The organism is Chelativorans alearensis, from assembly GCF_010993735.1.
GTDB lineage: Bacteria > Pseudomonadota > Alphaproteobacteria > Rhizobiales > Rhizobiaceae > Chelativorans > Chelativorans alearense.
This window is the reverse complement of record NZ_WQNI01000020.1, coordinates 1-24,128: the sequence shown is the minus strand read 5'-3', so window position 1 is coordinate 24,128 and position 24,128 is coordinate 1. Positions and strand designations below refer to the sequence as shown.

The window sequence follows — 24,128 nt, the reverse complement described above, 5'->3', positions numbered from 1 at the left end:
ATGAGCACGCTTGGTGCATACCTCCGCCTCGTCCGCGCGGGCTGGATTCTCTTGCGCGAGGGCGTGGTGGCCGCCCTTCCCGGAGACCAGCTCGAGGGCATGCCACGCTTCGGCTGGCGCGTGGCGAAGCTCATCTCGCGGCGCCGCGCGGGCACGCGCGACCGACCCGAGCGCCTGGCAATCGCCGTCGACCGCCTCGGCCCCTCCTATGTGAAGCTTGGGCAGTTCCTCGCCACCAGGCCCGACGTGGTCGGTCACGACATGGCCTTCGACCTGGCAAGCCTCCAGGACCGTATGGAGACCTTTCCCGAAGCCCAGGCGCGCGCCGCCGTCGAGGCCTCGCTCGGCGTCTCCGTGGAGGCGCTCTACACGGACTTTGGCATTCCGGTGGCGGCCGCCTCAATCGCCCAGGTGCATCGGGCAAAGATCATGCACGAAGGCGAGATGCAGCCGGTCGCCGTCAAGATCATCCGGCCCGGCGTGCGCCGCCGTTTCTTCAACGACCTGGAAAGCTATTTCCTGGCCGCCCGCCTGCAGGAGCGCTATATCGCCGCCGCCCGCCGCCTGCGCCCGGTGGAGGTGACGGAGACGCTCGCCCAGACCACAAAGATCGAGATGGACTTAAGGCTGGAAGCCGCCGCCATCTCCGAGATGCACGAATATTCCAAGGACGATCCGGGCTTCCGGGTGCCTTGGGTCGACTGGCGGCGCACGGGCCGTGACGTGCTGACGCTGGAATGGATCGACGGCATCAAGATGTCCAACATCGAGGCGCTGCGCGCCGCCGGGCACGACCTCGAGGGGATCGCCGTCACCCTCATCCAGTCCTTCCTGCGGCACACCCTGCGCGACGGTTTCTTCCATGCCGACATGCACCCCGGAAACCTGTTCGTGGAGGCGGACGGCACCATCGTCGCCGTCGATTTCGGCATCATGGGGCGCATCCGCCGCAAGGAGCGCCGCTTCCTGGCCGAGATCCTCTATGGCTTCATCACGCGCGACTTCCGCCGCGTGGCGGAGGTGCATTTCGAAGCTGGCTATGTGCCCTCCCACCACAACATCTCCGCCTTCGCCCAGGCGCTGCGCGCCATCGGCGAGCCGATCCATGGGCAGCCGGCCGAGACCATCTCCATGGCCCGTCTGCTCACCCTCTTGTTCGAAGTGACCGAGCTCTTCGACATGCAGACCAGGCCGGAACTCCTGCTTTTGCAGAAGACGATGGTGGTGGTCGAGGGCGTGGCGCGCACGCTCGACCCGCATTTCAACATGTGGAAGGCCTCGGAGCCCGTGGTATCGAGCTGGATCGCCGCCAATCTGGGGCCGCGCGGCCTCATCACCGACGCCCGCGACGGCCTCACCGCGCTTACGGCACTTGCCCGCCAGGCGCCGGAACTGGCCGCTCGCACCGAGCGCCTGTCGCGCGAGATCGAAGCCATGGCCGAGCACGGCCTGCGCTTCGACGCGGAAACCTCGGAGGCCATCGGCCGCGCCGAAGCCCGCCACACGCGCTCTGGCCGCCTTGCGCTGTGGGTCATCGCCCTGACGCTGCTCGCCATCGCCTGGCGGTTTTTCTAGCTCTACAGTTGCATTTGTCAGCCTTGATATAAGCGCCTCCCACCCTCAATCCCTCTCCACAGGGGGAGGGGGACGTCAGCGTCGTGCGACTGGCTTCAACGTTGGCGCCGGGCACGAAAGAAGCTTCCCTCCCCTTGTGGGGAGGGATTGAGGGTGGGGTACAGCGCTACCCAAGCCGAGAAACCCCGGCATGCAGTAGAGCAGCCGAGCTTCAGAACAGGTTGAGCTGCCGCGCCCGCGGCTTCCGCTTTGCGGTCGCATGGCTTGCCGTCAGATTGTCGGCGATATAACCCAGAAGGGCGAAGGCGGCAGCGCGTGCATCGCGCCGCGCAAGAACCGCTCGGCCGAGCGGGTGAGGAACAGCCTGTCCATGGCCCGCGTCATGGCGACGTAGAACAGGCGCCGCTCCTCGGCCCGCGCCTTCTCATCCTGTTCAGGCCGGATGCACGCAATCCCCGGTGCCGACCACACCAATCCCCTTGCGCGCCGCCCACCAGGCAAGATGCTCGATATCGAGGTCCCGGCTGGTGGCGCGGGAATATTTCAAATGGACGTGCAGGTCAGCATTGAAGGTCACGGAGCCTAAGAAATAGCAGCCGCCACAGGGCGGTTCAAAGGCTAGGGTGTGCCGCGACGGTCTTTCCACAGCCGCTGGCAATTGATTTGGAGGATCATCCTCTCAGTTGCCGCGCGCGCCGTCCTCCCTGGCAATCTGCGTCCAGCTGTCACTCTGGGCGAGCATTGCGCGCAGATAGCCTACGTTGGCTTCCGCCTGCTGAGGCAAAAGCTCCTGGCGGGCGATCTTTTCGGCCTCAGTAAAGCGGCCCTGCAGGCCGATGACGAGGGCGAGGTTCTGGCGCACGCGACTGTCGGCGCCGGGCGCGGCGGCAGCTTGGCGCATGTGCGCCTCGGCTGTCTTCAGGTCGCCTGCGAGCAGGTAGGACATACCGAGATTGGAAAGAACGGAGGGCTCGCCGGGCTCGATATCCAGGGCGCGGCGATAGAGCGCGCGGGCCTGGTCGGGCTCGCCGAGCTGGTCGAGGATCGCCCCTTCGGCCGACAACAGGCGCCAATCGGGGTATTCCGGCGTCTGCGCGCGGCGGACGGCATCCAGCGCCGGCTCCAGCTCTCCGGCGGCGGCGAGGGCCTTGCCGTAGGCAGCAAGCACCTCGCGGTCCTTCGGATAGTCGATCGCCAGCTTGCGCATGACGGCGAGCGACTGATCGGTGCGCCCGCTCATCTGCAGGATGCTGGCGTAGCGCAGCGCCACCGGCTTGTCCTTGGGGTTCTGGGTGTAGGCCTTGCCGAGGTTGGCGGCGGCGTTGTCGAGCTCGGGGCCGGACATCGAGGCCACGACGGACCGTTCGCCGCCGGCGACGGAGCCGGTGGTCATGACGCCGACCTTGCGGTTCTGGCTGGCGCAGCCGGCAACCGCGGCCGCCAAAAGCAGCATCGCCGCAGTGACGGCGAGCCTGCCGCCGCACGATCTTTCGCGACCCGAACTGTGGGTGAACATGCGCGCGCGCCCCCTACGCCAATTTACCGGACAGCCCTTTGCGGGCTTCCCTCGCCGAGAAGTATTCTGTTAACCCTAACGGAGCGTTAATCCTTAAGGAAAGAACCGCCATGCCGCTCACTCTGACCGCTCGCAAGGACACTGCCTCCCTTCCCGTCTATCTGGCATCCGGAGATGCGCTGGAGGAGACGGGGGCCGATGCGAGGGCCTGTGCCTGGGCGCGGGCGAACGGCTTTCAGGGCGCGGAGGGGGCGCTGCTCACGATTCCGGGGGACGATGGAGCGCTTGGCGGCGCCTTCTTCGGTGTCGGCAAGGCCCCCTTCGGCCTCGGCAAGCTGGCGCGCGCCCTGCCGCAGGGCACCTGGCACTTCGCCGTACCGCCGGAGGACCCGGATTTGGCAGCCCTCGCGCTCAAGCTCGGCAGCTATGCCTTCACCCGCTATGGCAAGAAGCCGACGCCGGAAATCAGTTTCGCCGCGCCGGAGGGGGCCGATCTAGCCGCCGTCGAACGGCAGGCCGAAGGCACCTTCCTTGCCCGCGACCTCATCAACACGCCGGCGAACGACATGGGGCCGGAAGCGCTGGAAGAGGCCGCGCGCGAACTGGCGGAAAAGCATGGGGCCGAGATACGGGTAACCGCGGGCGAAGCGCTTCTTGCGCAGAGCTTGCCGATGATCCACGCCGTCGGTCGCGCCGGCGCGCAAGCCCCGCGCCTCATCGACCTTGGCTGGGGGGCCGAGGCGGCGCCAAAGGTGACGCTGGTCGGCAAGGGCGTGTGCTTCGATACCGGCGGGCTCGACATCAAGCCGGCCAGCGGCATGCTGCTCATGAAGAAGGATATGGGCGGCGCGGCCAACGTGCTGGGTCTCGCCTCCATGATCATGGCGGAGAAGCTGCCGGTGCGTTTGCGCGTTCTGATCCCGGCGGTGGAGAACGCCATTGCCGGCAATGCCTTCCGCCCCGGCGACATCCTGACGAGCCGCAAGGGCGTGACGGTGGAAGTCGGCAATACCGACGCCGAGGGCCGGCTGGTGCTGGCCGATGCGCTCGCCTTGGCCGACGAAGAGGCGCCGGAGCTCATGATCGACATGGCGACGCTGACGGGGGCCGCGCGCGTCGCCCTCGGCCCCGACCTGCCGCCGTTCTACACCCATGACGAAGCGCTGGCGGCCAGGCTTTCCGAGGCAGCCGAAACGGTCGCCGATCCCCTTTGGCGCATGCCGCTGTGGCAGCCCTACAAGGACAAGCTGCGCTCCAAGGTGGCCGACACGAACAATATCACCTCCGACGGCTTTGCCGGTTCGATCACCGCTGCGCTTTTTCTCGAGCGCTTCGTCGAGAAGGCTTCCGCCTGGGCGCATTTCGATATCTACGGCTGGAACCCGAACGAGAAACCCGTCTCCCCGGTGGGTGGCGAGGCGCAGGGGATTCGCGCCATCGAACGCGTGCTGAAGGAGCGTTACGGCGCATGATCCCTTTGCGAACACCGGCAATCGGCGTAATGATACGGAACCGAAACGATTGCAGAGGGTTCGATGGTCGCGCTGCGGCCCCTTCAGGCGCTCAGGCTTTGGCAGCAGGTATGCCTTGCCGAGGTGCGCGATGACATGCCGGACCTGACGGAGCGGCAGATGGCGATCCTGCTCACCGTTTATCTCGATCCGCCCCCGCATACGGTGCGCGGGCTGGCGGAGAAGCTGAAGGTGACGAAACCGGTGATCACGCGGGCGCTCGACACGATGGGCGCGATGAAGCTCCTTGCGCGCCATCGAGACGAGCGCGATCGGCGCAACGTTCTCATCCGGCGCACGGTGGAAGGCGCGCTGTTCGTCGAGCGCATCGGTGACGTGGTGGTGGCCAACGCGGCGGAGCTTCCCCTATGAGCACCCTCGACCGCCGCCTCAATGCTTTCCGGCCCGACCTCGCCGACAAGCGGCTGACGGGGCGCGTGGAGGCGGAACGCTTCGTCGCCGGAGAGCCGGCCGTGATCGCCGCGCCCGTGGCGGATCTTCATTCGGCGCCGGACGTGGGCGCCGGGATCGACACGCAGCTTCTTCACGGCGAGGCGATCCAGGTGTTCGAGCGGAAGGATGGCTGGGCCTGGGTGCAGGCGGCGCGCGACGGCTATGTGGGCTATGTGGACGAGGCGGCGGCCGGCCGGCCCCTCGCCGCACTGACCCACGTGGTCTGCGTGCCGCGCAGCTTCGTCTACCCCGAGCCCGAGCTGAAGGCGCCGATGACGACCGTCCACAGCATGGGGGCGCGGCTGGCGGTCACTGGCGAGGTGGAGAAACGCGGAACACGCTACGCGCTACTCGCCTCGGGTGAGGCGATGATCGCCCGGCACCTGCGCCCCATCGAGCGGCATGCCGAGGATTTCGTTTCGGTAGCGGAACAGTTTCTGCATACGCCTTATCTGTGGGGCGGGACGAGCGGCTTCGGCATCGATTGCTCGGGGCTGGTGCAGCTTCCCATGCTTATGGCGGGGCGAAACGTGCCACGCGACACGGACATGCAGGCGGAGGGGATCGGTGCGGCGCTCGATCCGGAGAAGGGATTGAAACGCGGCGACCTCGTCTTCTGGCGCGGGCACGTGGCAATCATGACCGACGGTGCACATGTCATCCATGCCAACGGCCATACGATGACGGTATCGCGAGAGCCGCTTGGCGAGGCGATACGGCGGATCGAGCCGCTTTATGGAATGCCGACGGGGTATCGCCGGTTGGTGTAGGTGCTGCGCGCCGTCATCCGTTCGCCGTATCCCCCCAACCCTTACATCCGACGCAGATGGTTGTCCCACGCAGGTGCCCCGCCGCCCGCCTCAGTGAGGACCCTTTCCGTCTCCGGCCCCGCGTTCACCACCGCGCCGCGCCCGCTGGTGGCAAGCACCCTTCCCCGCGCGGAAGGGGCGACGCCGCAGCCATCGGCCAGCGTTTGGCGACCCAGGCACCGACCGCTTTCGGTATCCCAGAAGGCGATGAGGCCGCCGCGCGGGCTGGAGGTGGCGAGCACCGTGCCGGAGGCGTCCACTGCAACGGAGCCGACATAGTTCTGCATGGCGTGCAGAACCTCCCGGGGGCCGGGAAAGAGCTCGACCTCGCGGCCGCGCCTGTGGCGGCCGACCAGCGGCGGGCGATCCGTGGCCGCGCCTTCGTACTGGCAGCCGAACCAGACATGGCCGGCCGCGTCCAGCGCCATGTGACGGATCGAGAGTCGGCTGAGCTCCGGCGCCAGCGCCGCCTTCTCCACCACCTCACCGGAGGCGGCGTCGATGTAGGCGAGGCTGGGCGCCATGGTGGCGAGGTTGAGCTTGGCTCGGCCGTAGTCCGGATGGGTGAGAATGCCGCCATTGGCCACGCAGATGGTGCGGCCGTCGCGCAGAGGCACGGCCTCGTGCGGACCGATACCGTCGCTCGGGAACTCGCCGATGCGGCAGAAGCGGTCCGTTGCGTCGTAGATGCCGACGACACCGCGCCCCGCTTCGAAGTCGTTCTCGGTGGCGAGCATCAGCCTGCCGTCGGGCGTGAAGACGCCATGGCCGTGGAAATGGCGGTCTGCCGCGGCGGTGATCGCCACCGGCTCGTCCCTGCCGTCCACGTCGAAAGCGACGGCGAAGCGGCCGGGCGAGCGGGCGAAGGCCACGGCGCGGCGGCGCGGCGGATCGATGGCGAAGGAGTGGCCGCGCGCCTCGAGCGGCAGCACCAGCCGGTCGCGGCCCATTTCGTCGATGACGGCGGCCTCGAAGCGGCCCCTGTTGAGCCTGGCGCCGAGGAAGAGCGCCTCCTCGGCGGCGTCCGCCCACGTCGGCGCGAGCGCGGCTCCGCCGGCAAGCATGAGGAACGTCCTGCGATCAATCGCCGTCGAGCGCATTGAAACCCATCGTCAGTCCGATGGCAGCCGAGAGCTGCTCGCTTATCGTGTGGTCGGCGCCCTCCAGGGCGACGCCGGCATAGGAGATACGGCCGCGGTCCTCCGCCTCGGTGAAGGCCGTTTCGGCCGGTGTCCCCACCTCTTCCAGCGCCCCGAGGGCGTGCTCCAGGTCAAAGAGCACGGAATCGACGATGGCGCCGCCCGCTGCGTCGAGGTGCGTCTTGAAGTCCGCCGCGTTGACCAGCCCCATCATGCCCTCGATCTGCGTGCCGACAAGGTCAAAGGTCAGGTTGGAGCGCCAGAGCGGCGTGCGTTTGCCGTTGGCTTTGTCGGGATTTGCGCCGAGAGCGGGCAGAAGCTCGGCGTTGCGGGCGAACTGCAGCCCCGTCGTCAGCGCTTTGACGACCTCGCCGGCCACCTCGCCCGGCGAGCGGTAGAGCGCGTTGCCGGCGGCGGGTCGCGTGAAATCGGAATGGAACGGCGCGTCCGGCGCCCAAGCCTGCGTGAGCTCCGCGGCGCGCCCGGTCAGGTTTGTGGCGATCGCCGTGCCATAGCGGCAACGGAAGGCACCGTCGGCGCCCGCAAGCTCTTCTGCACCAGAGCCGAAAAGCACGAACTCCAGCGCCGGCAGGCCCTGCAGGGCCACGCTCTTCTCCTTCAGGCTCGCGGCGGCCGCGGCGCTCTCGTCCTTGTCCGCCAGCACGCCCTGCACCTGGCGCAGGGTGACGCCGCGCATGTCGGGCCAGAAGAACAGGTGCTCGAAGCGGTTCTCCTCGACCAACGGCCCGAAGCGGAACATGGAGACCGGCCCCCAGGCTCGCACCGTATCGGCAAAGGTGGCGCGCGCTTCTTCCAGAGCCTCGTCGCCGGGAGCCGCGCAAAGCTCTCCCATCTTGCCGTCGAGGCGCCCGGTCACGCCGGAAAAGGCGGCAAGGCTCGGTGCGACGTAGCGCTCCGCCACGCGCTGGCCGATGTCGGGCGGAACGGTTTGCGCCGCATCCTGCGCATGCGCCGGCAAGCAGCAGGCAAGGGCGAGGCAAAGAAGCGCGTTCCTCAGCATCACAGCGACTCCAGGAAGCGGATGAGGTTGTCGCGGTCGGATTTCTCCATCTCCACCACCTTCTGGCGTGCCGCCTCCGCCTCGCCGCCGTGCCACAATACGGCTTCCAGCAGCGTGCGGGCGCGGCCGTCGTGCAGGAACCCGGCCTCGCCGCTGACGGTCTTGGCAAGGCCGATGCCCCAAAGAGCCGGCGTGCGCCACTCGTAGCCGGTGGCCGTGCCTTCCGGCCGGTAGTCGGCGAGGCCCTCGCCCATGTCGTGCAGGAGAAGGTCGGTATAGGGCCAGATGAGCTGGAAGGCGAGTGCCGGCACCGCCGCATCGCGCCGCGTAACGTATTTCGGCGTGTGGCAGCCGGCGCAGCCCATCTCGTAGAACACCCTTTTCCCGGCAAGAACCTGGCCGTCCTCCACCTCCCGGCGGGCGGGGACGGCGAGGTTTTGGGAATAGAAGGCCACGAGTTCCAGAAGCTCCGCCGGCACTTCCCCCTCGCCGAGGTGCGGCTGTGCGCCGTGAGGCAGTCTGCGGCAGGGCTTTTGCGCCGCCGTGCACTCGCCCCAGTGGTCCGGCACCAGCGGCGTGGAAAGGCCCATGTCGCCGGAGAATGCATCCGCCGCCTGCTGCTTCACGCTTGCCGCGTTGCCTTTCCAGCCAAAGCGGCCAAGGCGCCATTTGCCCGTTTCGTCGCGCACCCGGCGGGCGCGGCCGGAGATGCCGTCACCGTCCACATCCTCGGGGTCCTCGCGAGAGAGGATGTCGCCCTCGTCAATGGCCTCCAGGAGGCCGAGGCCGATCATCGGCGGGGCGACGCGCGCCGACAGCATGGTGTCCGGGTGAAGCGGGCCATAGCCAGGGTTGTCGACGGTAATCGTCGGCTTGCGCAGCCTCACCGTCTCCCCGCCGTTGAGCCTGACGGGGATTTCCTCGTAATCGATGCGCAAGCGGCCTTCGGCGGGCAGGCCCGCCACGGCGAAATCCTGCAGCTGGCCGCCATAGACGGGTTCGGGGGCGCTGGAAAGATTGCCGGCGCGGATGGCCTCTTCCTGCTCCTCGCCGGGCGGCACGGAAAGGCGCACCAAGAGCGAGACGGCGGAATCCTCGGCATGCGCGGGAGCGTGGCCGCGCCCGTCCTTGATGTGGCAGGACTGGCAGGCCCGCGCGTTGAACAGCGGGCCGAGGCCGTCGGAGGCCTGGGTGGAGGACGGCGACGACACCCATTCCTTGCGGAACAGCCCGTTGCCGAGCAGGAACCGCTGCTCACCCTCGAACTCCAGATTGGCCGAGGGGTGGGAGAATGCATCGGCGTTGATGCGCTTCGTGGAGGTGGCCGCCCCCGCCTGCATGCGCTCGAAGGGCTCGGCCTTGTCGAATGCCGTTGCCGGGCGAACGACCTTTTCGACCCGCGCCCGGTCGGCCCCGCTCAGATCATCCCGCGGCGCGGGGGCGCGCGCCTGAACGGCAAAGGCGGCGAGCAAGCCCGCCGCCGCCAGGGTCGAATAAAAGCGAAGAGACAAACGCATCACACCGGCACGTAGAAAAAGCCGCCACACACTTTGCGCGACGGCTCGTCAATCTTACTGGAAGACCGCGTTGGGATCGTCCAGGCTGTCGGATCCTTCGATCGTCACGCCGGAAAGGTCAAGCGCCGCGATGACGCGCTCGATGGAGCGGGTCTGGTCGACGAGGCCGTCGATAAGCGCCTGCACGGCGGCGTTCCCTTCCGCGTTGCCTTCGCCGATCATCTGGTCATAGGCCTCGACAGTCTCGGCACGGTCTTTAAGCGCCTCGGCGGCTTGAAGCGTGGTGGTGAGCTTGGCTTCCATCTCGTCGGCAAGGGCCGGATCCGCCTCGCGCACCAGCTCAGCCAGGCTAGGCCCTTCCACCGTCTCGCCGCCGGTCCGCTCGTAGCGGCCGAAATAGACGTTGTTGATACCGAGAACGTCGTAATAGTGGCTGTTGTGGGTATTGTCGGAGAAGCAGTCGTGCTCCTCCTCCGGATCGTTCAGGAGCAGCCCGAGCTTCATGCGCTCGCCAGCAAGCTCACCGTAGGAGAGTGAGCCGAGGCCGGTCAGCATGGCCGTCAGCCCTGTTTCCGGCTCGCCTTCGCTGAGTACCGTTCGCCCCTCGCCGCCTTCCTTCCAGTTGGCCACCATCTCTTCCAGGTCGGCAACCAGCAGGTCCGCCGCCGCCTTGAGATATTGCGCGCGACGCTCGCAGTTGCCGCCGGTGCAGTTCTCCGCGTCGAAATCCGTATAGGGGCGGTTGCCGGCGCCAGGTCCCGTGCCGTTCAGGTCCTGCCCCCACAAGAGGAACTCGATGGCGTGATAGCCGGTGGCGACATTGGCCTCGATGCCGCCCAACTCGTGCAGGGACTGGATGAGGTCGGGCGTGATCTGCGAAGCATCGACAGTCTTGCCGGAAGCGCTCACCTCGTCGTTGGCGATGACGTTGACCGTGTAGAAGCTGTTTTCGTCGGACTCGGTGCCGTAGCTGGCGTCGACATAGTCGATCAGCCCCTCGTCCAGCGGCCAGGCGTTTACCCGACCTTCCCACTCATCGACGATAGCGTTGCCGAAGCGGTAAGCCTCCGTCTGCTGGTAGGGCGCGCGGGACGCCAGCCAGGCCTCGCGGGCGGCAGCCAGTGTCTGCTCGGAAGGATCGGCAATCAGCGCATCCACCGCGCCTTGCAGGGAGCGCGCAGTCTCCAGGCTGTCCTCGTAGCCGGCGAGCGCAATGTCGGCATAGGTGGTCAGAACGGCCGAGGGCTCGGCGGCATGGGCGGCGGAAACGGCCATGCCGGCCGTGGCAAAAGCAATCGTCAACTTCATCGAAATCCTCCGGAGCAGGTTTGTGGGTGCGGCGGACAAAACCTTATTCACCTCACTAATTGTGGAGTGAAAAAATCACATTTGAAGCCGCCCCGCAAGACGCCATCCCTGCATGGAAGGAGAACGCCTTATCCCAGCAGGAAAAGCGCCGTAAGGCCTAGCACTCCGACGAGGATCCGCCACCAGCCGAACAGTGCATAGCCGCGCCGGGAAACAAAGCCGAGCAGCGAACGCACAACGATCACCCCGGCGATGAAGGCGGCGATGAAGCCGACGACGATGATCTCCACGTCGGCGGCGGTGAGCACGTTGTAATTCTTGTAGAGATCGTAGGCGAAGGCGCCAGCCATGGTGGGCATGGCGAGGAAGAAGGAGAACTCCGCCGCCGCGCGTTTGTCAGCGCCCAGGATGAGCCCGCCGACGATCGTCGCGCCCGAACGCGAGGTGCCTGGAATCATGGACAGGCACTGGAACAGGCCTATCTTGAAGTACATGGGCAGCGGGAAGCGGGTGATGTCGTCGTAACGCGGCGCCTTGACCCAGCGGTCGACCCAAAGAAGCACGATGCCCCCAAGGATAAGCATGACGCAGATCAGCATTGGCGTCTCGAAGAGCACGGTCTTGATGACTGTGTAGGCGAGCACACCGATGACGGCAGCCGGCAGGAAGGCCACGAGAATGCCGAGAAAGAAGCGCCGGGTCGCCGAGTCGCGCGGTAAATCCAGAGCCATCTTCCACAGGCGCGCGGCATAAACGCTCAGAACCGCCAGGACGGCGCCGAGCTGGATCAATATCTCGAAGGCCTTGCCGGTCGATTTGAAGCCGAGGAAATGGCCCGCCAACAGAATATGCCCCGTGGAAGAGACGGGAATGAACTCGGTCAACCCCTCCAGAACGCCGAGCAGGAGGGCTTCCGCGATGGTCTGGTCCGGCACGCTTTCTCCTTGGCTGGGTTTGCTTGTCAGGCCCGGCGTCTGCCCGTATAGCTCGGCGGAGAACTCGGGAATCAGACCGCCTGAGGAATACCGTCGCGGCCACGAAATGACCAGAGCATTCATGTATCACGTGCAGCCATGCTGACCCTGTTTCACCATCCGCTTTATGCCTCCTGCCGTTTCGTCCGTTTGGCTTTCGGCGAATATGGCGAGGAGCTCGCCCTGATCGAGGAGCGCCCCTGGGCGCGGCGCAAGGAGTTTTTGTCGCTCAACCCGGCCGGCACGATCCCCGTGCTCCTGGCGGAAGGCGACCATGTCATCGTCGGCGCGACGGTGATCGGCGAGTACCTCGACGAGACGCGCGGCGCCTTCAAGCGCGAGAAACGGCTGATGGCCGAGGATTCCATCGCCCGGGCGGAAATCCGCCGCCTCGTCGACTGGTACCTGGTCAAGACCGAAGGCGACGTGACGCGGCATCTGGTGCGCGAGCGGGCGCTGAAGCCGCTGATGGGCGGCGAGGGGGGCGGGGCGCCCGATTCCGCCGCCATACGCGCGGCGCGGGCAAACGTGCGCCAGCACCTGAAATACACCAACTGGCTGGCCGCCACGCGTGACTGGCTGGCCGGCCCGCGCCTTTCCTACGCGGACGTGGCGGCGGCTGCCGCGCTCTCGACCCTCGATTATCTCGGCGAGATCGAGTGGCGCGAGTACCCGGCGGCGCGCGACTGGTATAGCCGCATGAAGTCACGGCCCTCCTTCCGTTCCCTCCTGAGCGACCGCGTGCGTGGGCTATCACCCGCCTCCCATTACGCGGACCTGGATTTCTGATGCGCGCGGCGCGAGCCCATCCGGAGCGGCTGCGCGCGTTCATCGAGAAGGAGGCGCGTGCGGCAGGCTTCGACGCGGTGGCGGTGACGGCGCCCGACGCCACGCCCATGGCTTCCGCGCGGCTGGCACATTTCCTACGCGAGGGTCGCCACGGTTCGATGGCATGGATGGAGGAGACGGCCATGCGCCGTGCCCGCCCGCGGACGCTCTGGCCGGAGGTGCGCTCCGTCATCATGCTGGGCATGAACTACGGCCCGGAGGAAGACCCCCTGCCGCTTCTGGAACGCAAGGACAGGGCAGCGATCTCCGTCTATGCGCAGAACCGCGACTATCACGACGTCGTCAAGGGGCGGCTGAAAGAGATCGCCGGCAAACTCGCCGCCAGATGCCACGCGGATGTGAAGGTGTTCGTCGATACCGCGCCGGTGATGGAAAAGCCGCTTGCGGAGGCGGCGGGGCTCGGCTGGCAGGGCAAGCACACCAACCTGGTGAGCCGCGAGCTTGGTTCCTGGCTCTTTCTCGGCTCCATCTTCACGACTGCCGAGATCCCGCCCGACGCGCCGGAGCGTGACCATTGCGGCTCGTGCCGCGCCTGCCTCGACATCTGCCCGACCGACGCCTTCCCCGCGCCCTACCAGCTCGACGCGCGGCGCTGCATCTCTTACCTCACCATCGAGCACAAGGGGCCGATTCCGCGCGAATTCCGCGAAAAGATGGGCAACCGCATCTATGGCTGCGACGACTGCCTGGCCGTCTGCCCGTGGAACAAGTTCGCGCGCACCGCCTCCGAGGCCAAGCTGAAGGCACGCGATGACCTGAAGGCACCGCGGCTCGAGGGCCTGCTGGAACTCGATGACGCCGCCTTCCGCGCCTTCTTCTCCGGCTCGCCGATCAAGCGTATCGGCCGCGACCGCTTCATCCGCAACGTGCTGATCGCCGCTGGCAATTCCGGCGATGCGGGGCTCGTGCCCGCGTGCGAGCGGTTGCTTCGCGACGATTCGCCGCTGGTGCGCGGGGTGGCCGTCTGGGCGCTCTCGCGGCTCATGGACCGGCAAGCCTTCGTGGCGCTGACGCGGCAAGAACAGGCGGACGAGACCGACGGCGAGGTGATGGCGGAATGGGCCGATGCCCTCGCGCAAAAGCGGGAAGCCATCCATTGAACGGGAGAATGCCGCAGAAGGCCATGATGCTCGCCGCCGGCCTCGGCACGCGCATGCGGCCGTTGACGGAAACGACGCCGAAGCCGCTCGTGCCCGTCGCCGGAAAGCCGCTGATCGACTGGGGGCTCGACGCGCTGCAACGGGCGGGCGTGGCGGAGGCGGTGGTCAATATCCACCACCTGCCGGATTTGATGACCGCCCATCTTGGCCGGCGCACCGCCCCCCGGATAACGATCTCGGATGAACGCGACATGCTGCTCGATTCGGGTGGCGGCGTCGTCAAGGCGCTTCCCCTTCTGGGGATGGAGCCCTTCCTCGTCCTCAACGCGGACACGTTCTGGATCGACCGGAGCGAGCCGAACCTTGGGCGCCTTGCCCTTGCATGGGACGTCGCCCGCATGGATATACTCATGCTCCTAGCGGATCCGGCATCCGCCACGGGCCATACGGGCAAGGTGGATTTCACCATGGATGAGGAAGGGCGGCTGAAACGCGCGCGCAACGGGGAGGGCGGCTTTATCTATGCCGGCGCCTTCATCGTCCATCCGCGCCTGTTCGCCGGCGCTCCCGCCGGCCCGCATTCCCTCAACATGCAGTTCGACCAAGCCGCCGCTTCGGGCCGGTTCTTCGGCCTGCCCCTCGACGGCCACTGGATCACCGTCGGCACGCCCGGGGCGATCGCTCCCGCGGAGGCGGCGCTGCGGCGGCTCGGCGCGGCCCCGTGACCGCGGCGCGCACAACGCCGCGCGTCTTCTCCATCCCGCCTGGCGTGCCCTTCCTGCCGGCGCTTGCCGAGGCGCTTTTGTCCGGTGCGCTGGTGCCGGGCTTTCGCCACGACGGCGATCCGCTGGCGCTCGCCGAGGCGACAATCTACCTGCCCACCCGCCGCGCGGCGCGGGAACTGAGGAGTGTGCTGGTCGAGCGGCTCGGCGGCCGCTCCGCCATCCTGCCTGTTATCCGCCCCCTCGGCGAGTTCGAGGCCGATCTTGCCGATCTCGAAGGCGAGGGCGGGGCCGCCGTCCTCGACCATGCGCCGCCCATCGGCGGGCTCGAGCGCGTCCTGCTGCTCGCGCCGCTGGTGCGGGCTTGGAAGGCGCGTGTGCCGGCGCATGTCGCCGCGCTCTTCGAAGAAGGCGTGGTCGTGCCGGCTTCGCTGAGCGACAGCCTGTGGCTCGCCCGCGACCTTGCCGCCCTGATGGACGAGATCGAGACCGAGGAAGCCGACTGGACAAAGCTCGCGGATCTGGTGCCGGAGGAGCTTGCCGGCTGGTGGCAGGTCACTCTCGATTTCCTGGACATCGTCACCGCCGCGTGGCCGGACCTGCTGGCCGAGCGCAACCGCTCGAACCCTGCCGCCCACCGGAACGCCATGCTGGCGGCTGAAGCCGCGAGGCTGAAGCGCAATCCCGGGAGCGGCCCTGTGATCGCCGCCGGCTCCACCGGCTCGATACCCGCCACGGCTCGGCTGCTCGCAACGATCGCCCGCCTCGATAACGGCGCCGTGGTTCTGCCCGGTCTTGACCGTTATCTTGACGAGCCCTCCTGGCAGGCGGTGGGCGCGAGCGAGGAGCCCGCGGCCTGCGGCCATCCACAATTCGGCCTGAAGAAGCTCACCGGCGGCATCGGCATCGCCCGCGCCGACGTGGCCGAACTTGCCGCGCCGCCGCCCGCGCTGGCCGCGCGGCGCCGGCTGATGAGCGAGGCGTTGCGGCCGGCGGAGACAACCGAGCTGTGGGCCGGCAACAGAGAGAGCGTCGACCGGGCCTTGCGCGACGGCGCGTTGGCCGGCGTTAGCCTGGTCGAGGCGGCAAACGAGCGCGAGGAGGCGCTCGCCGTCGCCGTGGCGCTGCGCCAAGCCGTCGCCCATGAACGGAAGACGGCCGCGCTTGTCACGCCCGATCGGGCGCTGGCGCGGCGGGTGGCGGCGGAGCTGCGCCGTTTCGGCATCGAGGCCGACGATTCGGGCGGCAGCCCGCTTGCCGACAGCGTGCCGGCCACACTGATGCGGCTCATGCTGGAGGCCGTGTGCCGGCCCGGTGAACCGGTGGCGATCATCGGTCTCCTGAAACATCCGCTCTTGCAGCTCGGCATTCCGCGTCAACAGGTGCGCGGCGCGGCGGAGCTGATCGAGCTGGTGGCGCTGCGCGGTGGGACGGGGCGGCCAGACGTCGCCACGCTTTCCGCCCTGTTCGACACGCGTCACGCTGCCCTCGCCGACGCGCGCAAGCCTTTCTGGTTCGGCCGGCTGACCAAGCGGAACCTCACCGAGGCGCGCGAGGTTCTGGTGGCGCTCGAAAAGGCGCTGACGCCGCTCACCGCGTTGCGGGGCGAGCGCTCTGTCGGCCTCGCCGCAGCAGTGCGCGCTTCGGTCCTGGCGCTGGAGGCGCTGGCCCGCGATACCGACGGCAGCCTGGCCACGCTTTATGGCGGCGAAGCGGGCGAAGCGCTGGCGCGGTTCCTACGCGAATTGGTCGACAGCCACTCGGCGCTGGAGGTGGCGCTTGCGGAGTGGCCGGACGTCTTTGCCGCGCTCATCGCCGGCCAGGTGGTGAAGCCGGCGCACGGCGCCGACCATCGCGTCGCCATCTGGGGCACGCTGGAGGCGCGCCTGCAGAGCGTCGACACTCTGGTGCTGGGCGGGCTTAACGAGGGCACGTGGCCGCAGGTGCCGGCTTCCGACCGTTTCATGTCGCGCCTCATGAAGGCCGAGCTTTCGCTCGAGCCGCCGGAGCGGCGCATCGGCCTTGCCGCGCACGATTTCATGATGGCGCTGGGCGCGCCCGAGGTCGTGCTTTCCCGCTCGGCCCGCGCTGGCGATGCGCCCGCTGTCGCCTCGCGCTGGCTGCAGCGGCTTGCCGCCTGCGCCGGCCCGGCGGAGACGGACGCCACCAAGGCGCGCGGCCGCCGCTTTATCGACTGGGCGCACGCGCTGGAAACCAGCATGGATGAGCCGTTTGTGCCGCGCCCATGCCCCAAGCCGCCACTGGAAGCGCGGCCGCAGCGTTTCTCCGTCACCGAGATCGAGACGCTGCGCCGCGATCCCTACGCCGTCTACGCGAAGCGCATACTAGGCCTCTCCCCCCTCGACCCGCTGATCCGCGATCCGGGCGCGGCAGAGCGCGGTACGCTGTTCCACGACATCTTGCAGGCATTTATCCAGTCTGGCGCCGACCCCTGCGGCGCCGATGCGCTGGACAATCTGCTTGCCACTGGCCGGGCGCTCTTTGCCGAGGCCGGCCTTCCCGCCGATGTCGAGGCAGTATGGTGGCCGCGCTTCGAGCGCACGGCGCACAACGTCATCCTCTGGGAGCATGAGCGCGCCGAGGGTGTCGTCGCTCGCCACGCCGAAATCCGCGCCGAACCGCTCGAAGTCGGTGCCACCGGCAAGCTGCTTGCCGGCCGCGCTGATCGCATCGACACGCGCTCCGGCAACCGTGCCGATATCATCGATTACAAGACCGGCTCCAATCCTTCCAAGGTGCAGGCGCACCGCCTGCTCGCCCCGCAGCTAGCCTTGGAGGCCGCTCTTTTGAGCCGCGGCGCCTTTACCGGGCTGGGCAACCCCGCTCCTGACGAATTATGCTATGTGCGGCTGAAGGCGAACGGCGCGGTGGAGCCCGAATCGATCCTGGAAATCAAGGACAGCCAGAAGACGGGACCAGCGCTCGCGGAAGAGGCCTGGCAACGGCTCGAACGGCTGCTCGCCTATTACGACTCCCTGGAAGCCGGCTATCTTTCCCGCGCGCTGCCCTTCAAGGAAGGCGACATGGAGGGCGACTACGACCATCTGGCGCGTGTCCTGGAGTGGTCGGCGGGGGGTGACACGGGCGAAGAGGAGGCCGAATGAAGAGGCCTCTCCGCATCCCCGAGGATACGCTGAAGAACCAGGCGCTCGCCTCGGACCCGGCGCTCTCGGCCTGGGTGTCGGCCCATGCCGGCTCGGGCAAGACGCATGTGCTGGCAAGCCGCGTCATCCGCCTTCTCCTGAAGGGTACGGACCCATCGAAGATCCTCTGCCTTACCTATACGCGCGCCGCCGCCGCCAATATGGCCAACCGGGTGTTCGAAAAGCTCGCCGGCTGGAGCTTGCTGCCGGACGAGAAGCTTGCCGAGGAGATCGCCAGCCTCGAAGGCCGCAGTCCGGGATCCGAAAAGCTGCGCCGCGCGCGCCAGCTCTTCGCACGTGCGCTGGAAACGCCGGGCGGCCTGAAGATCCAGACCATCCACGCCTTCTGCGAGGCGATCCTGCACCAGTTCCCTCTGGAGGCGAACATCGCCGGCCACTTCGAGCTCTTGGACGCGCAGATGGAAGAAGCGTTGTTCGGCGAGGCGCGGCGCGACCTTCTGACCGCCGTCGCCGCCGTGGGTGATGGCCCGATGACGGAGGCTTTCGCGCAGGTATTGGAGCGCAGCGGCGAGAGCGGTCTGCAGCGGCTGCTCACCGAGATTGTGGCGAAACGCGAGGAACTGCGCCTTTTCATCGATGCCATAACCGACGGTGTCTCCTGCCTGCCTGAGCTTCTCGCCGAGTTCGGCTTTACCGAAGGTGAGACCGCCGAAAACCTTGCCGCCTCGGCCTGGCCGGTGCCCGGCTTCGATCCGGCGGAATATGGCCGCTTTGTCGCCGCCGCCGAGGAGACCCACGCGCGCGCGGTGCTGAAAAACATCGTCCCCACCGCCTCGCTGGGCTTTGCGGAGGTCGACCCCGTGCGCCGGCTGGAACTGCTTGCCGAAGGCTTCCTCAAGACGGGCGGCGACCCTTACGGAGAGGGCACCTTCAGGGCGGCGCTGAAGGACCGCTTACCCGGCCTCTACGAGCGCTATCTTGAGGCGGCGGCCTTCCTGCAGAAGGCCGCCGACCGGCTGGCGCTCTACCGTATGCTGGAGGCGACAAGCGCTGCACTCGGCATCGCCGATGCGCTGATCTCCCGCTACGAGCGGCTGAAGCGGGCGCGCGGCTTCCTCGATTTCAGCGACCTCATCATGCGCACCATGCGGCTTCTCGCCCGCCAGGACGTAGGCCCCTGGGTGCAGTACAAGCTCGACCGTGGCATCGACCATATCCTGATCGACGAGGCGCAGGACACGAGCCCGCCTCAATGGCAGATCGTGCGGCAACTCGCGGAAGAGTTCTTTGCCGGCGAAGGATCACGTGCAGGCGTGGAGCGCACGATCTTTGCCGTCGGCGACGAGAAGCAGTCGATCTACTCTTTCCAGGGTGCCGAACCTGCCGCCTTCGCCGAGAGCGGCGCCGCCTTCGACAAGCGCGTCCCGCAAGGCGGCGGGCGCTTTGCGAAGGTGCGGCTGAAGCGCTCCTTCCGCTCCACCTACGACGTGCTGCGCGCGGTCGACCTGGTGTTTTCCCGCGAGGAGGCGCGCCGCGGCCTCACCCGCGATCCCGAGCTGATCGAGCATGAGGCCGTCCGCGAGAACGCGCCCGGCTATGTGGAGGTCTGGTCTCCGCTGAGTCCGGAGGTCGTGGAGGAGCCGGACGATTGGACGCTGGCCGTCGATCATGCCTCTGCCCCCGCAGCAAGGCTTGCCGAGGTGATCGCCGACAAGATCGAGCGCTGGCTGAAGGACGGCGAGATCCTGGAAGGGCAGGGCCGGCGCCTGCGGCCGGGCGACATCATGGTCCTGGTCAGGAAGCGCGACCGCTTCGTCCATGCGCTGTCGCGCAGCCTGAAGAATCGTTACATCTCCGTGGCCGGCGCCGACCGCCTGCGCCTAACGGCCCATATCGCCGTCAAGGATCTGACGGCGCTCGGCCGCTTTCTCCTGCAGCCCCACGACGACCTATCGCTGGCGGCGGTGCTCAAGAGCCCGCTCTTCGGGCTCGACGAGGAGGCGCTGTTCCACCTCGCCTGGCCGCGCGCCGACGGTGTCTCCCTGTTCGCGGCGCTGCGCGAGAAGGCGAAGGTCGATGGCGCGCTGGGAGCGGTCCTCGAGACGCTGGTTGACTGGCAGGCGCAAGCCGCCTTCAAGCCGGTCTTCGAGTTCTATGCCGGCGTGCTCGCCGGCACGCCCGAGCGCGAAGGCGCCCGCAGCCGCTTCGTCGCCCGGCTGGGGCACGAGGCACACGATATCCTCGACGAGTTCCTTTCCTTCTGTCTGACGGGCGAGAAGACGGGCCTGGTCGGCCTGGAGGCGCTTTTGGAGACGCTGGAGGGCGCCGCCCCCGAGATCAAGCGCGAGATGGACCAGTCGCGCGACGAAATCCGTATCATGACCGTGCACGCGGCCAAGGGGCTGGAGGCACCGGTGGTCTTTCTCGTAGACCCCGGCAGCGCGCCGGTCAGCAACAGCCACCTGCCGATACTCATGCCTTTCCCGATGCGGGAGGCCCGGCCGGTCACCGGTTATCTGTGGCGTCAGGGCAAGGATCTTTCCAATTCGCTTGCCCGCCGCTTCGAGGCGGACGCGCGGGAGAAGGCGGAGGACGAGTACCGCCGTCTGCTCTATGTCGGCATGACGCGAGCCGAGGACCGGCTGATCGTCTGCGGCTATCATGGCGCGCGGCCCGCTCCCTCCACCTGGCAGACGCTCGTGCGCGATGCCTTCGCCGGCCAGGCGGAGACCGAGGAACGGGACGATCCGAAGGATTGCGCGCCCGTGCTGCGCTTTCGCGTCACGCCGCTTTCCGAGGCGGGGCCGGCGGAGGCCGTGGCCGCGCCCGAAACGACGGTCGAGCCCTTGCCGCCGGAAATGAGACAGCCGTTGCCGCCCCCGCCCTCACTGCCGCGCCCGCTGTCGCCGTCGGGTGCCGCCGCGTTGATCGACGGCGGCTTTGAGATAACCCCCTCGCTGCGTTCACCCGTCCTCGACGGCTCGGATAGGCCGGGCCTTGCCCTGGAGCGGGGCAATGCGGTGCATCGCTTGCTGCAGGTCCTACCCAATCTGCCGCCCCCCGAGCGCGAAACGGCAGCCCGCCGCTATCTGGAGCGGGCCGGCGCCGGCTGGCCCGAGGGAGAGACGGAAGGCGCCCTCGACTCCGTCCTGGCGATCCTGCGGGACGCCCGTTTCTCGCCGCTTTTCGCCCCGGCCTCACGGGCCGAGGTCTCCGTGATGGGTGAATTGACCATCGGCGGAGCGCGCCGCGCCGTCGCCGGCAAGGTCGACCGCTTGGCCGTGACGGAGGAGGCGGTGCTCATCGTCGACTACAAGACCAACCGTCCTGCACCCGCCGCTCTTGCCGAGGTGCCACTGCCCTATGTGGCCCAGCTTGCGCTCTACGCGGAGCTCTTGAAGCCGCTTTATCCGGGCCGCCATGTCTCCGCCGCGCTGCTTTTCACCGAGGTTCCGCGCCTTCTCCCCGTGAGCGAGTCGGACATGGCCGCCGCCCTTGCCCGACTCACGAGAGCGTGAGAAAAGGGTGCTTGAACCCTTCCCCGCCCGGCCCCACATGTCGGGGCGACACTTGCCGAGACAAGGAGAGGCTGATGGCCACCGTCACCGTAGACAACAGCAATTTTCAGGCCGACGTGCTGCAGGCGAGCGAGCCTGTGGTGGTGGATTTCTGGGCGGAATGGTGCGGCCCCTGCAAGATGATCTCCCCCGCCCTCGAGGAGATCTCGGCCGAGCTGGGCGGCAAGATCAAGGTCGCCAAGCTCAACATCGACGAGAACCCCGAACTGGCCGCGCAGTACGGCGTGCGCTCCATTCCCACGCTGATGCTGTTCAAGAACGGTGAAGTGGCCGACATGAAGGTCGGTGCCGCGCCGAAGACCGTGCTGTCGGCGTGGATCGGCGGCGCGGTTGCATAACCGGCCTGAGCGGTATTCGAGTATACAGAAAGCCCGGTGAAAGCCGGGCTTTCTCTTTGAAGCGGGCTACCTCTCTCTACTGCCTCTCAATCCGGCGGCGTGCCGTTCTCCGCCAAGACCTCGCCGACGAGATAGAGCGAACCGCAGATCAGGATGCGCGGCGGCACCTCGCCGTCCCACGTGTCGGCCAGCAGCTTCAGGGCATTGGAGACCGAGTTCACCGGCTCCGCCGAAAGGCCGGCGGTGTTGGCGCGGGCGGCGAGCTCGCTGTTGGGCGTGCCGGCGTCGCTGCTTTCCACAGGCACGGTATAGACATGCCGCGCCATGCCCTCGAAGGCGCGAAAATAGCCGGTCTGGTTCTTGGTGTTGAGCATACCGGCTACGAGGAAGAGCGGCCGCGGCCGCTTCTCCTCCGCTTCCGCCAGGGCCTCGGCGATCACTGCCCCGGCGCCGGGGTTGTGCCCGCCGTCGATCCAGATTTCCGTGCCCTCTGGAGCGATCGTCGAGAGCCGGCCCTCGGGCAGCCTCTGCAGGCGTCCCGGCCATGAGACGGTGGACATGGCGCGCTCGGCCGTGCGGTGACCGACGGTGAAGCCGGCGGCCCTGATCGCGGCGATAGCCGCCGCTGCGTTGGCGATCTGATGGCGGCCGGCAAGGCGCGGCAGCGGCAGATCGAAGAGGCCGTCTTCATCCTGATAGACCATGCGGCCGTTCTCTTCCACGGCGATGAAATCCTGCCCGTAGATCTTGAGCGGACAGTCGAGCCGCTCCGCCGTCTCCACCAGCACGTCGCGCGCCGCGTCCCACTCCTGCTGGCCGATGACGACTGGCGAGCCGGCCTTGATGATGCCGGCCTTCTCCGCCGCGATCAGCTCCACCCGGTCGCCCAGGTAGGCCTCATGATCGAGCGAGACCGGCATGATGAGGCTGACGGCGGGGTGCGCGATGACGTTGGTGGCATCGAAGCGCCCGCCGAGCCCGACCTCGACGATGGCCGCATCCGCGGGATGCTCGGAAAAGAGCACGAACATGACCGCGGTTAGGATCTCGAAGACCGTGATCTGCTCGCCACTATTGGCCTCCGCCACCCGCTCTACCGCCTCGGCCAGCACCGCATCCTCCACCAGCCGCCCTCCGCCGGGGGCGGCGAGGCGGTAGCGCTCGTGCCAGTTCACCAGGTGGGGGGAGGTGTGGACGTGCGCGGTCTTGCCGGAGGCTTCGATAAGCGCGCGCGCGAAGGCGGCGGCCGAACCCTTGCCGTTCGTGCCGGCGATGTGGATGACCGGCGGCAGCTTCTCGTGCGGGTTGCCCAGACGTTGAAGCAGCCGCTCGATGCGCTCCAGCGCCAGGTCGAAGCCCTTCGGATGGAGCGACATCAGCCTCTCGATGGCGTGCTCGGCGGTATCCACGGTCATGGGTTGCCCTTAAAGGCGAGGCAGGATGGCACGATCAGGTTTGCTCGGACGCTTCGGCAAGCTCCGCTTCGGCCGGTGCCGGCAGCACCGCAGGCGCGCTTTCGGTTTCTTCGTGCGTCTTGAGCAGGATCTTGATGAGTCGCGCCACCGTGGCCTTCATCTCCAGCCTGGAGACCACCATGTCCACCATACCGTGCTCCATCAGATACTCGGAGCGCTGGAAGCCCTCGGGCAGCTTCTCGCGGATCGTCTGTTCGATCACGCGCGGTCCGGCGAAGCCGATCAGCGCCCCTGGCTCGGCGATGTGGATGTCACCCAGCATGGCATAGGAGGCGGTCACGCCGCCGGTGGTAGGGTTGGTGAGAACGACGATATAGGGAAGCCCTGCTTCCTTCAGCCGGTCGACGGCAACCGTCGTGCGCGGCAGCTGCATCAGCGAGAAGATGCCCTCCTGCATACGTGCACCGCCGGAAGCGGCGAACAGCACCAGCGGCAGCCGCCGTTCGACAGCCGTCTCAAAGCCGCGGATGATGGCCTCGCCCGCCGCCATGCCGAGCGAGCCGCCGATGAAGGCGAAGTCCTGCACCGTGGCCAGCACCTCCTGGCCCTCGATGTGACCGACGGCGTTCAGCACCGCGTCCTCGAGGTTGGTCTTCGCCTTGGCGTCACGCAGGCGGTCGCTGTAACGTCGCTCGTCGCGGAACTTCAGCGGATCGACTGGCGCCTTGGGGTTCCCCATCGTCTCGTAGGCACCGTCGTCGAAGAAGAATTTCAGCCGCTCGCGCCCGCTGATCTTCATATGGTGGCCGGAGGAGGGGATGACCCACTGGTTCTCTTCCAGGTCCTTGTGGAAGACCATCTCGCCCGTCTCGGGATCCTTGATCCAGAGGTTCTCCGGCATATCGCGGCGGCCGAGCATGGAGCTGATCTTCGGCCGCACATAATTGGTGATCCAGTTCATGGGCTAGCCCTTTCCGTTTCCGTCCCGGACAGCACTTTTGTCCGGCAAGAATGCGTTCATTGTTCGGCGGCTGTAAGTCGCGCCTCTTTGACGCCCTGTGCCAGCCCTCTGACGAGTGTCGAGACGGCCTCGGCGGGGTCTGCGGTTGTTTTGCCGTCTTGGCCGAGGACATTGGCGATGGCGTTGACGATGGCGGTGCCGACGACGACGCCGTCGG

Annotated in this window: 19 protein-coding genes and 1 pseudogene; 10 read left to right on the top strand and 10 right to left on the bottom strand. The window is 67.5% G+C overall.

Going from position 1 to position 24,128, the window contains the following annotated elements; translation table 11 throughout:
• Nucleotides 1-1,575, top strand: a complete 1,575-nt coding sequence (ubiB, locus tag GPJ75_RS24240) for a 2-polyprenylphenol 6-hydroxylase (RefSeq protein WP_163272236.1) — start codon at nt 1-3, stop codon at nt 1,573-1,575.
• A 270-nt stretch (nt 1,576-1,845) separates the two neighbouring features.
• On the opposite strand, the gene GPJ75_RS24235 is transcribed toward ubiB, so the two are convergent.
• Together GPJ75_RS24235 and GPJ75_RS24230 are read right to left on the bottom strand one after the other, a co-directional pair.
• Entirely contained in the window at nt 1,846-2,046 is a 201-nt protein-coding gene (locus tag GPJ75_RS24235; RefSeq protein WP_163272234.1) for a 3'-5' exonuclease, read from the bottom strand.
• A 208-nt stretch (nt 2,047-2,254) separates the two neighbouring features.
• Nucleotides 2,255-3,091 (bottom strand): tetratricopeptide repeat protein, encoded by an 837-nt coding sequence (locus GPJ75_RS24230; protein WP_163272232.1) that lies wholly within the window; start codon nt 3,089-3,091, stop codon nt 2,255-2,257.
• Nucleotides 3,092-3,201: 110 nt separating this feature from the next.
• Between GPJ75_RS24230 and GPJ75_RS24225 the strand changes: the two genes are divergently transcribed.
• From GPJ75_RS24225 to GPJ75_RS24215, 3 genes are all read left to right on the top strand, one after another.
• A complete protein-coding gene (locus GPJ75_RS24225; protein ID WP_163272230.1) occupies nt 3,202-4,563 on the top strand; it encodes a leucyl aminopeptidase family protein in 1,362 nt (453 codons plus the stop codon).
• A 63-nt stretch (nt 4,564-4,626) separates the two neighbouring features.
• Nucleotides 4,627-4,974: a MarR family transcriptional regulator gene (locus GPJ75_RS24220; protein WP_163272227.1), complete on the top strand. Its 348-nt coding sequence runs from the start codon at nt 4,627-4,629 to the stop codon at nt 4,972-4,974.
• A complete protein-coding gene (locus tag GPJ75_RS24215) occupies nt 4,971-5,825 on the top strand; it encodes a C40 family peptidase (protein ID WP_163272225.1) in 855 nt (284 codons plus the stop codon). The genes GPJ75_RS24220 and GPJ75_RS24215 overlap by 4 nt, the downstream gene beginning before the upstream one ends.
• 41 nt (nt 5,826-5,866) lie before the next feature.
• Here GPJ75_RS24215 and GPJ75_RS24210 read toward each other — a convergent pair whose 3' ends face one another.
• The 5 genes from GPJ75_RS24210 to GPJ75_RS24190 form a co-directional block, all read right to left on the bottom strand.
• Complete coding sequence (locus GPJ75_RS24210; RefSeq protein ID WP_246249248.1) at nt 5,867-6,928, bottom strand: DUF1513 domain-containing protein; 1,062 nt, start codon at nt 6,926-6,928, stop codon at nt 5,867-5,869.
• Nucleotides 6,929-6,944: 16 nt separating this feature from the next.
• Nucleotides 6,945-8,024, bottom strand: coding sequence for an imelysin family protein (locus GPJ75_RS24205; RefSeq protein ID WP_163272221.1), 1,080 nt, complete (start codon nt 8,022-8,024; stop codon nt 6,945-6,947).
• A complete protein-coding gene (locus tag GPJ75_RS24200) occupies nt 8,024-9,541 on the bottom strand; it encodes a di-heme oxidoreductase family protein (RefSeq protein ID WP_163272219.1) in 1,518 nt (505 codons plus the stop codon). Before GPJ75_RS24200 ends, GPJ75_RS24205 begins: the two co-directional genes overlap by 1 nt.
• A 54-nt stretch (nt 9,542-9,595) precedes the next feature.
• Entirely contained in the window at nt 9,596-10,849 is a 1,254-nt protein-coding gene (locus GPJ75_RS24195; protein WP_163272217.1) for an imelysin family protein, read from the bottom strand.
• 128 nt (nt 10,850-10,977) lie between these two features.
• A complete protein-coding gene (locus tag GPJ75_RS24190) occupies nt 10,978-11,784 on the bottom strand; it encodes an undecaprenyl-diphosphate phosphatase (RefSeq protein WP_163272215.1) in 807 nt (268 codons plus the stop codon).
• A 138-nt stretch (nt 11,785-11,922) separates the two neighbouring features.
• On the opposite strand from GPJ75_RS24190, the gene GPJ75_RS24185 reads away from it, so the two are divergent.
• The 6 genes from GPJ75_RS24185 (at nt 11,923) to trxA (ending at nt 21,535) form a co-directional block, all read left to right on the top strand.
• On the top strand, nt 11,923-12,612 hold the full coding sequence (locus GPJ75_RS24185; protein ID WP_159589957.1) for a glutathione S-transferase family protein: 690 nt from the start codon (nt 11,923-11,925) through the stop codon (nt 12,610-12,612).
• On the top strand, nt 12,612-13,772 hold the full coding sequence (queG, locus tag GPJ75_RS24180) for a tRNA epoxyqueuosine(34) reductase QueG (protein WP_163272213.1): 1,161 nt from the start codon (nt 12,612-12,614) through the stop codon (nt 13,770-13,772). Before GPJ75_RS24185 ends, queG begins: the two co-directional genes overlap by 1 nt.
• An 8-nt stretch (nt 13,773-13,780) precedes the next feature.
• Nucleotides 13,781-14,497 (top strand): nucleotidyltransferase family protein, encoded by a 717-nt coding sequence (locus tag GPJ75_RS24175; RefSeq protein ID WP_163272471.1) that lies wholly within the window; start codon nt 13,781-13,783, stop codon nt 14,495-14,497.
• Complete coding sequence (gene addB, locus GPJ75_RS24170) at nt 14,494-17,619, top strand: double-strand break repair protein AddB (protein WP_163272211.1); 3,126 nt, start codon at nt 14,494-14,496, stop codon at nt 17,617-17,619. Before GPJ75_RS24175 ends, addB begins: the two co-directional genes overlap by 4 nt.
• Nucleotides 17,616-21,137 carry a double-strand break repair helicase AddA gene (gene addA, locus GPJ75_RS24165; protein WP_163272209.1) on the top strand — a complete coding sequence of 1,174 codons (3,522 nt, stop codon included), beginning with the start codon at nt 17,616-17,618 and terminating at the stop codon, nt 21,135-21,137. Before addB ends, addA begins: the two co-directional genes overlap by 4 nt.
• A gap of 74 nt (nt 21,138-21,211) precedes the next feature.
• Nucleotides 21,212-21,535, top strand: coding sequence for a thioredoxin (gene trxA / locus GPJ75_RS24160; RefSeq protein WP_159589967.1), 324 nt, complete (start codon nt 21,212-21,214; stop codon nt 21,533-21,535).
• 86 nt (nt 21,536-21,621) lie between these two features.
• On the opposite strand, the gene GPJ75_RS24155 is transcribed toward trxA, so the two are convergent.
• The 3 genes and pseudogenes from GPJ75_RS24155 to trpA form a co-directional block, all read right to left on the bottom strand.
• The gene (locus GPJ75_RS24155) at nt 21,622-22,950 is read right to left on the bottom strand and encodes a bifunctional folylpolyglutamate synthase/dihydrofolate synthase (protein WP_163272207.1); all 1,329 of its coding nucleotides are present in this window, start codon (nt 22,948-22,950) and stop codon (nt 21,622-21,624) included.
• 34 nt (nt 22,951-22,984) lie between these two features.
• Nucleotides 22,985-23,911, bottom strand: coding sequence for an acetyl-CoA carboxylase, carboxyltransferase subunit beta (gene accD, locus GPJ75_RS24150; protein ID WP_163272205.1), 927 nt, complete (start codon nt 23,909-23,911; stop codon nt 22,985-22,987).
• Between the two features lie 56 nt (nt 23,912-23,967).
• A pseudogene (trpA, locus tag GPJ75_RS24145) lies at nt 23,968-24,128 on the bottom strand (tryptophan synthase subunit alpha); the annotation flags it as partial.